Consider the following 10,288-nt stretch of genomic DNA (forward strand, 5'->3'; position numbering starts at 1 on the left):
TGTTTTCCGTCCGGGATCTACTCCGCCGTCATGCTCAGGCGCAGGTCCTCCACCAGCGTCAGCGCCGCGTCCAGGACCTCCTCCCCCGGCTTCAGGGTCAGGGTCAGACAGGGGATCTCTCCGGCGGACAGGGCCAGCCGGTACTTGTACTTGGGCAGGTTCACCACCCGCACCAGAGCCGCCGGCAGGAAGGCCCCCAGCGTCAGCCGGAGCTTCTCCCCCTTCTGGGTGATATCCGAGACACCGGCCTTCACGGCAGCAGACCGCAGCAGCGCCACGTCCAGCAGAGCCAGCACCGGCTTCGGCGGCTCGCCGTAGCGGTCGATGAGTTCATCCAGCACATCGGCGCTGTCCTCCTCCGAGCGGATGGCGGCAATGCGGCGGTAGATGTCCATCCGCTGTTCCGCCGAGGCCACGTACCGCTCCGGGATGTTGGCGTTGACGGTGAGGTCGGCGGTGCAGTCCGGGACGGTGCTTCTGGCCTCGCCCTTCTCCTCCAGCACCGCCTCCTCCAGCAGCTTCAGATACAGGTCGTAGCCCACGCTCATGAGATAGCCGGACTGCTCCGGCCCCAGCAGGTTGCCGGCGCCCCGGATCTCCAGATCCCGCATGGCGATGCGGAAGCCGGAGCCGAATTCCACGTACTCCCGGATGGCGGCCAGCCGCTTGGCGGCGTTCTCCTGCAGGACCTTTCCCCGGCGGTAAGTGAGATAGGCGTAGGCCCGGCGGGCGCTGCGGCCGATGCGGCCCCGGATCTGGTGGAGCTGGGCCAGGCCCATCCTGTCCGCATCCTCGATGATGAGGGTGTTGACGTTGGGGATGTCGATGCCGGTTTCAATGATGGTGGTACACACCAGAATATCCGCCTGCCCGTCCACCATGGCCTGCATGACGCCGGACAGCTCCTGCTCACTCATCTTTCCGTGACCGGTGACGATATGGACCTCCGGCCCCAGCAGCTTCTGGATGCGGGAAGCGGTAAGGTCAATGGTCTCCACCCGGTTGTGGAGATAGTATACCTGGCCGCCCCGGGCCAGCTCCTTGCGCATGGCGTCCTCCAAAATGGCCCAGTCGTGCTCCAGCACGTAGGTCTGGACCGGCTGGCGGTCCTTGGGGGGCTCCTCGATGGTGGACATATCCCGCAGGCCGCTGAGGGCCATGTTCAGCGTCCGGGGGATGGGGGTAGCGGACAGGGTCAGAGTGTCCACCTGCTTGGCCATCTCCCGCAGCCGCTCCTTGTGGGTGACGCCGAAGCGCTGCTCCTCGTCGATGACCAGCAGGCCCAGGTCGTGGAACCGGACGCTCTTCTGGATCAGCTTGTGGGTGCCGACGATCAGGTCCACGCCGCCCTCCGCCAGTTCCTGCAAAATGCGCTTCTGCTCCTTGGATGTGGTAAACCGGGACAGCACCTCAATGTTCACCGGAAAGGACCGGAACCGGCTCATGGCGGTGGCGTAGTGCTGCTGGGCCAGCACCGTGGTGGGCACCAGAATGGCCGCCTGCTTGCCGTCCAGAATGCACTTCATGACAGCCCGGAGGGCCACCTCCGTCTTGCCGTAGCCCACGTCGCCGCACAGCAGCCGGTCCATGGGGCGGGGCCGCTCCATGTCCTTCTTGATCTCCTCGATGGCCCGGAGCTGGTCGCCGGTCTCCTCATATTCGAAGGCGTCCTCAAACTCCTGCTGCCAGGCGGAGTCCGGCGAGAAGGCGTAGCCCGGCTGGCGGGCCCGCTCCGCGTACAGCTGGATCAGCCCCTTGGCCAGATCCTTCACGGCGGCCTTGGCCTTAGACTTCTGCCGGGTCCACTCCGTGCCGCCCAGACGGTTCAGCCGGGTGTGCTCCTGGGCGTCCTCGCCACCGCCGATGTATTTGCTCACCAGATCCAGCTGGGTGACGGGGACGTACAGGCAGTCGCCGCCGGCGTAGTCGATCTTGATATAGTCCTTCTCCACGCCGTCCACCGGCATCTTCTGGATGCCCGCAAACCGGCCGATGCCATGGTGGACGTGGACCACCAGATCCCCGGGAGTCAGGTCCGTGTAGGACTGGAGCTTCTGGCGGTTGGTCTCCTTCCGCAGCTTCTGCTTCTTTTTCGCCACCGCCAGCAGCTGGCCCTCCGTCAGCACCGCCAGCTTCAGCTGAGGGAACTCGCTGCCGGCGGACAGGGCGCCGATGGTGATGCGTACCTCTCCGGGGACCGGCATGGCCTTCCCCTCCAGGTCCATGGCGGCGGGGATGCCCTTGTCCTCCAGAATGCGGTGGAGGTTTTTGGCCCGGGTCTCGCCGCCGCAGAGCACCAGAATGGCGCTGCCGGTGTCCCGGTAGTGGCTCATGTCCGTGACGGCGGTCTCCAGACTGCCGCCGTAGGAGGACAGCTGCTTGGCCCGCATCCCCATGAGTCCTCTGGGCCGCAGGGGCAGGCGGGAGGTGGGCAGGGAGTCCTCCATGATGACGGGGAAGTCCGCCAGCCGGTCGTACAGCTCCCGGTCCGACAGGGTCAGCCGGGCGTATTCTCCGGCCATGACCCCCGCCTCGATGAGGGCCTCCGTGTCCTGCTTCACCTGTAAAAGCGTGTGCTTCACCCGCTCGTCCACCCGGCCGCTCTCACTGAGAAACACGATGGCGTCCGGCGGCAGATAGTCCACGCCGCAGGTCAAGTCCGGGTGGATGGCCGCCAGATACCGGTCCAGGCCGCCGGGAACGCGTCCGTTCCGGAAGCCCTCCGCGTCGGCCCGCAGCGTCGCCGTGACGGTCTCCGTCTTCTGCTTCTTTCCCAGCTTCGCCGCCAGGGCCTCCAGCGTGTCCGCCAGTCCGGACAGTCCGCCCTCCGCGCTGTGGGGCAGGACCTCGGCGGCGGGCAGCAGCAGGGTGGACTCCACGTTCTTCGTCCGCCGCTGGGTGCCGGGGTCGAACAGGCCCAGGGAGTCGATCTCATCGTCGAACAGCTCGCACCGCACCGGCTGCTCCATCAGGGGGGAGAACACGTCCAGGATGCCGCCCCGCAGGGCGAACTGCCCCACGCCCTCCACCTGGTCGCAGCGGGTGTAGCCGCAGGCCGTCAGCCGGGCGGCGAGGGCCTTTAGATCCAGCTGCCCTCCGGTCTTCAGCGTCACCGCCGCGTCTGTCAGCAGCTGCTTCGGCAGCGTCCGGGCCATAAGGCCGTCCGCCGTGGCCACGGTGATGGGGGCCTCCTCCATGGCCAGGGCGTACAGCGCCGCCAGACGGTTCTGCTCCCAGGCCCGGGAGGACACCGTGCCGGGATGGAACTGCCACTCCCGGGCCAGCAGCACCACCGGCGTCTCCCCCGTCAGGGAGCGCAGGTCCGCCGCCAGGGTCTGGGCCTCCCGCTCGTCGCCGCAGACGAACACCGCCGGACGCTTGGCGGCCCAGGCCACCGCCGCGCCCACCTCCGCCCGGTGGACGGGCTGGAGTCCCGACACCTCCGCCGGACAGCCGCCCTCCTCCACCCGGCGGACCAGCTCGGCCACCTCCGGGATGGTATTCAGTGTTTTCAAAAATTGTTCCATAGCAGACACTTTCTGTTAAAATTTGGCAATTTCACGCAGTATGGGGCGCACTCCGGCCAAAGGGGACGGGGTGTGCCGCTTCTGTTCCTTATTATATGGCGCGGAACCGGAAAATTGTCCGGCCGGCGACTATTTTGTATGCAGGATCCTGTCCAGTTCCCGGCAGACGCCAGCCACATCGCAGTCCGTCAGCCGGTAACGGATATAGCCCATATCGTACCGGACATCATACAGGGAACCGTCTGACAGCAGCTCGAAGCGGGCATCCTGCACATAGCCGTTTTTGCCCTGATGGCCCAGTGTGACGGAGTAGAGCGTCTGGTCGCCGGTATAGGTGATGACCCGCCGGAATCCCCGCCAGTGGAGCCGCCCATCGTTCAGCAGGCGCAGCACCCGCTCCATCTCCTCAGGCTGAATTTCGGCGCTGTGATACGCCGCGTCTGAGCCGGATACGTGGGTATAAACGAACATATACGATGCCTCCGTCCGGTCCGTGTGGGCGAAGTCGGAGAACTTCTGTGGCCAGAAGATCACCGCGCAGGTGAAAAGCGCCAGAAGCAGTACGCCGGGAAACCGGCCGGACCATCTCGTCTTCACGGGAACACCTCTTTCTCCACGTCTGGCCTTTGCATAAAGTCCGGATCAGTTGAACCGGTTCATGGCCTTCTGGCAGTCGCCGTCGTTTTCGATGATGCTCTCCGCCGCAGCGATGGCCCGGTCAAGGGAGTCCAGCAGGATCTTCTTGTCCGCCTGGGACGGTTCGCCGATGACCCAGTCGATCATGTCGCCGCCCTCGCCGGGGGCACCGGTACCGATCTTCACCCGGGGGAACCGGTCCGTGCCCAGATGGGCGATGATGTTCTTGATGCCGTTGTGTCCGCCGGCGGAGCCGGAGGGCCGCACCCGGATCTTTCCCACCGGCAGAGAGACGTCATCGTAGATCACCAGCACATGGTCCGCGGGGATCTTGTAGAACTGGGCCGCCTCCCGCACCGCCTCGCCGGAGAGGTTCATATAGGTCTGGGGCTTCATCAGCAGGCACCGGCGGCCGGACAGCGTTGCCTGGGCGGTGGTGGCCTTGAATTTGATGCGGTCGATGCGGATGTGCTCCCGCTCCGCCAGCAGGTCCAGTGTCAGAAAGCCCATGTTATGCCGGGTCCTGGCGTATTTCTCGCCTGGATTCCCCAGGCCCACCACCAGCCACTCCACGCCGGTGGGTCGATTGCCAAACAGCATTGTTCGTTGCTCCTTTATTTGATGCGTTGTGTTTCAGACAGCCCACAAAGGCGGGAAAGAAGCTCTTCCCCGCCTTTGTCTGTTTCTCTGTTCTCTGTCTCCGGATGGCCGGATATCCGCGCTCAGCGGAACAGCTTGGAGATGGAGACCTCCTGATAGATGCGCTCGATGGCCTCGGCAAACATGGGCGCCACGGAGAGGTACTTGATCCGGGGGCACTTTTCCGTGTTGGTGCCGGGGATGGTGTCCAGCAGGGCCAGTTCCTTGATGACGCTGTTGTTGATGCGGTCCAGCGCCGGGCCGGACAGCACGCCGTGGGAGGCGCAGGCGTGGACGCTCTTGGCGCCGCCCACTTCGATGAGGGCCTGGGCGGCGTTGCACAGAGACCCGCCGGTATCCACCATGTCGTCGAAGATGATGCAGTCCTTGTCCCGGACGTCGCCGATGACGTTCATGACCTCGCACTGGTTGGCCTTCTGACGGCGCTTGTCCACGATGGCCAGGTTCATGTGCAGCTTCTGTGCGAACGCACGGGCCCGGGCCACGCTGCCCACGTCGGGGGAGACCACCACCATGTCCTCGCAGTCAGCGCCGAACTTCTTGGCGTAGTAGTCCACGAAGATGGGGTTGCCCAGCAGGTTGTCCACGGGGATGTCGAAGAAGCCCTGGATCTGGGCGGCGTGGAGGTCCATGGTCAGCACCCGGTCGGCGCCGGCGGCCACCAGCATGTTGGCCACCAGCTTGGCCGTGATGGGATCGCGAGCCTTGGCTTTCCGGTCCTGCCGGGCATAGCCGTAATAAGGCATGACGGCGGTGATGCGGCCCGCAGAGGCCCGCTTCAGCGCGTCGATCATGATGAGCAGCTCCATCAGGTTCCGGTTTACCGGATTGCAGGTGGACTGAATGACAAACACGTCGCTGCCGCGGACGGTCTCATACAGGGAGACGAAGATCTCGCCGTCAGAGAACGTGCCGACCTCGGCCTCGCCCAGCGTGGTGCCCATGAGTCTGCAGATCTCCTCCGCCAGCTTGGGATTCGCGTTGCCAGTAAAAACCTTGATATCCTTCCCGTGAGAAATCATTTTCAGCGCCCTCTTTCTTATTAAAAAATTTTTGGTGATCGTGTTGCTTGAAACGTCTCAGGTATTCTCTTTTTTCTTCTGCTCCTGCTCCGCGTGGAGCGCTCTCCGGCGGGCCGCCCAGCCCTCCAGATTTTTCTGCCGGCTCCGGGCCACCGCCAGAGCGTCCTTGGGGACCTCCTGGGTGATGGTGCTTCCGGCGGCGGTATAGGCGCCTTCACCCACCGTCACCGGCGCGATGAGGTTGGTGTTGCAGCCCAGGAACGCATGGTCCCCGATGGTGCAGCGGTACTTCTTGAAGCCGTCGTAGTTGGTGGTGACGGTGCCGCAGCCGAAGTTCACATGCTGGCCCACGTCGCTGTCGCCCACATAGGTCAGATGGGAGATCTTCGTGCCGTTGCCGATGGTGGAGTTCTTCACCTCCACAAAGTCGCCCACCTTGATGTCGTCCCCGATGTGGGAGTTGGGCCGCACATAGGCGAACGGCCCCACATTGGTGCGGTCTCCCACGGTGCTCTCATTGAGCTGAGAGGCGTTGACCGTGGTGTCGTTTCCGATGACGCAGTCCCGGATCATGGTGTTGGGGCCGATCTCGCAGCCCGTGCCGATGGTGGTGTTCCCCCGCAGGATGGTGCCCGGCAGGACAACGGTCCCCTGGCCGATGTCCACCAGCGGGCCGATATACACCGCGTAGCGGTCCGTGAACTCCACGCCCTTGGCCATCAGCCGGTCCACCACGTCATCCCTGCACAGGGACGACAGGTCCTGCACATCCATAAAGTTCTCCACCGTGGCAAAACCGGGCAGCGGCGCGGCGCCGGACACCCGGCTGGAACCGCTGTCCTCCCAGCTCTCCCGCAGGGCTCTGGCGTCGGCGGTGAAAGCGCAGTTCTCCTCCGGCTGGAGATCGTCGCCCACCGGCAGCACCGCGCCGGGGATCACGGACACGGGACCGTCCTCCGCCAGGAAGGCCAGCAGGTCCTCCCGCTCCGCGGACACGGTGACATCATCTTCCTCCCGGAAACAGGCCCGGGCCTCCCGGGCGTATTCCGGCCCACAGGCAACAAAAAACCGCCTCACACCATCGGCCTTCAATTTCTCGCTCACCCAAGTCAAAACTGGGCTGAACAGGACGGCTTTTAGCATCAGCGGTTTTCCATACTCCTCCGGAGAGACCGGATCAGTCAGTAATACAATGGCGCGCTTCTGATCCATTGGGTCCCCCTCCTTTCAAAACCGATCTTCATTTTATATATTTGTAATCTTATTATAGCAAGGTTCCGGCAAAAATCCAGTATGGGGGTAGAAATCCTTGAGAGAATTTTCGCAGGTCTTTTTGGCAGTTTGACCGGATTTTCCGGTATTCTGCCCTGTTTTATCCGATTCTGCCCGCTCTTTTTGCTTTCTTTTTCAGCATTTCACAGAATTCGACCACCTTTTGTAGTGATTTCTTATGAAATTCCTCTCGAATCTTCATTTTATAGTTGAATTTGTCCGCGTAATGGATTACAATAGCATCCGTTCGCAGGACTGGTGCCTTTTGGATAATTTTTGTTTGTTTTCCATACCCGGGATCACGGGAGGAGGATCTCTATGCTGAATGTGGTTTTGGTGGAGCCCGAGATCCCGCAGAACTGCGGCAACATCGCCAGGACCTGCGCCGCCACCGGCAGCCGTCTCCATCTGATCCGTCCTCTGGGGTTCGATATCTCAGACAAGGCGGTGAAGCGGGCCGGTCTGGACTACTGGCATCTGGTGGAGGTCTCTGACTACGAGGATCTGCCGGATTTCTTCGCCCGGCATCCGGAAGCCCGGGAGGATTTGTGGCTCACCACCACCAAGGCGCCCCGCTCTTTTGCGGAGGCCCGGTTCACACCGGACAGCTGGCTGTTTTTTGGTAAGGAGACCGCGGGTCTGCCCCAGTGGTTCCGGGAGGAGTACCGGGATCGCTGCGTCCGCCTGCCCATGATCTCGGAGGCCAGGAGCCTGAACCTCAGCAACACCGTGGCCGTCTGCGTCTACGAGGCCCTGCGGCAGAACGGCTTCCCCGGCCTGCTGGGCGTGGGTGAGATGGGCGACGGCTCCATTTGATACATGATTCTGCGGTAAATCCGCATCCTATATCAGCAACTGAGCGATTCCAGATACATTTCTGAAAACAGGAGGTTTCTATGAACTATAATAAGAAGACGGTTCTCGACGTGGATGTCCACGGGAAGAAAGTCCTGCTCCGCTGCGACTTCAATGTTCCCCAGGACAAGGAGACCGGCGAGATCACCAGCGACAAGCGCATCGTCGCCGCCCTCCCCACCATCCGGTATCTGCTGGACAACGGCGCCGCTGTTATTGCCTGCTCTCACCTGGGTAAGCCCAAGAACGGCCCCGATCCCAAGCTGAGCCTGGCTCCTGTCGCCAAGCGTCTCAGCGAGCTGCTGGGCAAGGACGTCATCTTCGCCCATGACGTGGTGGGCGAGGACGCCAAGGCCAAGGCCGCCGCTCTGCAGCCCGGCCAGATCCTGCTGCTGGAGAACACCCGCTTTGAAAAGGGCGAGACCAAGAACGATCCCGAGCTGGCCAAGGCCATGGCCTCCATGGCGGAGCTGTATGTGTCCGACGCCTTCGGCGCCGTCCACCGCGCTCATGCCTCCACCGCCGGTGTGGCCGCCTATCTGCCCGCCGTCTCCGGCTTCCTGATCCAGAAGGAGCTGGAGTTCCTGGGCGGAGCTATCTCCAACCCCAAGCGCCCCCTGGTGGCCATCCTGGGCGGCAGCAAGGTCTCCTCCAAGATCGGCGTCATCAACAACCTGCTGGAGATCGCCGACACCATCATCATCGGCGGCGGCATGGCCTACACCTTCTGCGCCGCCCAGGGCGGCAAGGTGGGCAACAGCCTGCTGGAGGCCGACTGGATGGACTACTCCCGTGAGATGATCGAGAAGGCCAAGGCCAAAGGCGTCAAGCTCCTGCTGCCTGTGGACACCGTCTGCGCCGACGCCTTCGCCGCCGACGCCAACAGCCAGGTCGTGAAGGCCGGCGAGATCCCCGACGGCTGGGAGGGCCTGGACATCGGCCCCGAGACCGTGAAGCTGTACTGCGACGCCGTGGCCGGCGCCGGCACCGTCATCTGGAACGGCCCCATGGGCGTGTTCGAGTTCCCCGCCTTCGCCGTGGGCACCAAGGCCGTGGCCGAGGCTCTCAGCAAAACCGAGGCCATCACCATCATCGGCGGCGGCGACAGCGCGGCGGCCGTTGAGCAGCTGGGCTACGCCGACAAGATGACCCACATCTCCACCGGCGGCGGCGCCTCCCTGGAGTTCCTGGAGGGCAAGGAACTGCCCGGCGTGGCCTGCCTGCTGGATAAGTAAGATCCCCGCCGCTGGCGGCGCTTCGGCTGTGTCCAGCGGTTCGCACCTGTCATGGCTGAATGCGGCAAGAGGGCGGCGAAGGCCATCTTTCGCGGTCTTCCCTCCCTTGCACCGCTTTTTGCATACTTAGATACCGAAACCTTGTACAGTCTAGTCAAATAAATAAGGAGTTTTGATCGCTATGAATCGCAGATATCGTAAAACCGTCATTGCCGGCAACTGGAAAATGAACATGACCGCCACCGAGACCAAGAAGTTCGCTGAAGACATCAAGAAGATCCTTCCCAAGGCCAAGTGGTGCGAGACCGTGATTTGCGTTCCCGCCTGCAACATCTCTACCGCTCTGAAGGCTTTCAAGGACCTGCGGATCTCCGTGGGCGCCGAGAACGTCTACTTTGAGGAGAAGGGGGCCTACACCGGCGAGGTCTCCGCTGACATGCTGAAGGACCTGGGCGTGAAGTATGTCATCGTCGGCCACTCCGAGCGCCGTCAGTATTTCTGCGAGACTGACCAGACTGTCAACAAGAAGGTCCACGCCGTCCTGAACGCCGGCATGAGCCCCATCATCTGCGTGGGCGAGAGCCTGGAGCAGCGTGAGACCGGCATCACCAACGACTGGATCGCCATGCAGGTCAAGAGTGCGCTGTACAACGTCCCCGCCGACAAGCTGCGCCGCTGCATCATCGCCTACGAGCCCATCTGGGCCATCGGTACCGGCAAGACCGCCACTGCCGAGCAGGCCGGCGAGGTCTGCTCCAACATCCGCGCCACCATCCGCGCCCTGTACGGCGCCCGGGTCGCCCGCAGCGTCACCATTCAGTACGGCGGCTCCATGAATCCCAAGAATGCCGCGGAGCTGCTGGCTCAGCCCGACATCGACGGCGGCCTCATCGGCGGCGCCGCCCTGAAGCCCGAGCAGTTCGTGGACATCATCAACGCCGCGAACCAGGAGTAAGATCGTTTTAGGAGGGGAGCAGGCTCCCCTCCTAACCACCCCACCACCAGTCTGCGGTCTGGTGTGTGCGCCCCCGGGGCGCACGGGGCGCGGTTTTTTTACGCCGCGCAAGTCGCCCGTAAAATG

Annotated in this window: 8 protein-coding genes; 3 read left to right on the top strand and 5 right to left on the bottom strand. The window is 63.2% G+C overall.

What is annotated here, in order from left to right; genetic code table 11:
• Window positions 1–17 precede the first annotated feature (17 nt).
• The 5 genes from mfd to ACTNBU_RS05005 form a co-directional block, all read right to left on the bottom strand.
• Window positions 18–3,515, bottom strand: coding sequence for a transcription-repair coupling factor (gene mfd / locus ACTNBU_RS04985; RefSeq protein ID WP_441031420.1), 3,498 nt, complete (start codon window positions 3,513–3,515; stop codon window positions 18–20).
• 141 nt (window positions 3,516–3,656) lie between these two features.
• Window positions 3,657–4,124, bottom strand: coding sequence for a hypothetical protein (locus tag ACTNBU_RS04990; protein WP_441031422.1), 468 nt, complete (start codon window positions 4,122–4,124; stop codon window positions 3,657–3,659).
• A gap of 45 nt (window positions 4,125–4,169) precedes the next feature.
• On the bottom strand, window positions 4,170–4,763 hold the full coding sequence (pth, locus tag ACTNBU_RS04995; protein ID WP_441031424.1) for an aminoacyl-tRNA hydrolase: 594 nt from the start codon (window positions 4,761–4,763) through the stop codon (window positions 4,170–4,172).
• A 122-nt stretch (window positions 4,764–4,885) separates the two neighbouring features.
• The gene (locus ACTNBU_RS05000; protein ID WP_441031426.1) at window positions 4,886–5,845 is read right to left on the bottom strand and encodes a ribose-phosphate pyrophosphokinase; all 960 of its coding nucleotides are present in this window, start codon (window positions 5,843–5,845) and stop codon (window positions 4,886–4,888) included.
• A gap of 57 nt (window positions 5,846–5,902) precedes the next feature.
• The gene (locus ACTNBU_RS05005) at window positions 5,903–7,057 is read right to left on the bottom strand and encodes a DapH/DapD/GlmU-related protein (protein WP_441031428.1); all 1,155 of its coding nucleotides are present in this window, start codon (window positions 7,055–7,057) and stop codon (window positions 5,903–5,905) included.
• A 378-nt stretch (window positions 7,058–7,435) separates the two neighbouring features.
• On the opposite strand from ACTNBU_RS05005, the gene ACTNBU_RS05010 reads away from it, so the two are divergent.
• From ACTNBU_RS05010 to tpiA, 3 genes are all read left to right on the top strand, one after another.
• A complete protein-coding gene (locus ACTNBU_RS05010; protein ID WP_441031430.1) occupies window positions 7,436–7,933 on the top strand; it encodes a tRNA (cytidine(34)-2'-O)-methyltransferase in 498 nt (165 codons plus the stop codon).
• Between the two features lie 80 nt (window positions 7,934–8,013).
• Window positions 8,014–9,207 carry a phosphoglycerate kinase gene (locus tag ACTNBU_RS05015; RefSeq protein ID WP_441031432.1) on the top strand — a complete coding sequence of 398 codons (1,194 nt, stop codon included), beginning with the start codon at window positions 8,014–8,016 and terminating at the stop codon, window positions 9,205–9,207.
• Window positions 9,208–9,388: 181 nt separating this feature from the next.
• A complete protein-coding gene (tpiA, locus tag ACTNBU_RS05020) occupies window positions 9,389–10,162 on the top strand; it encodes a triose-phosphate isomerase (RefSeq protein WP_441031434.1) in 774 nt (257 codons plus the stop codon).
• Window positions 10,163–10,288: the final 126 nt, after the last annotated feature.

Origin of the sequence: Dysosmobacter sp. HCP28S3_G4 (genome assembly GCF_052065175.1) — a bacterium.
GTDB lineage: Bacteria > Bacillota > Clostridia > Oscillospirales > Oscillospiraceae > Oscillibacter.

Excerpts from the sequence above, each read along its gene's own strand:
- tpiA (WP_441031434.1), top strand. The coding sequence starts at position 9,389 with ATGAATCGCAGATATCGTAAAACCGTCATTGCCGGCAACTGGAAAATG.
- ACTNBU_RS05010 (WP_441031430.1), top strand. The coding sequence starts at position 7,436 with ATGCTGAATGTGGTTTTGGTGGAGCCCGAGATCCCGCAGAACTGCGGC.
- ACTNBU_RS05000 (WP_441031426.1), bottom strand. The coding sequence starts at position 5,845 with ATGATTTCTCACGGGAAGGATATCAAGGTTTTTACTGGCAACGCGAAT.
- ACTNBU_RS05005 (WP_441031428.1), bottom strand. The coding sequence starts at position 7,057 with ATGGATCAGAAGCGCGCCATTGTATTACTGACTGATCCGGTCTCTCCG.
- pth (WP_441031424.1), bottom strand. The coding sequence starts at position 4,763 with ATGCTGTTTGGCAATCGACCCACCGGCGTGGAGTGGCTGGTGGTGGGC.
- ACTNBU_RS05015 (WP_441031432.1), top strand. The coding sequence starts at position 8,014 with ATGAACTATAATAAGAAGACGGTTCTCGACGTGGATGTCCACGGGAAG.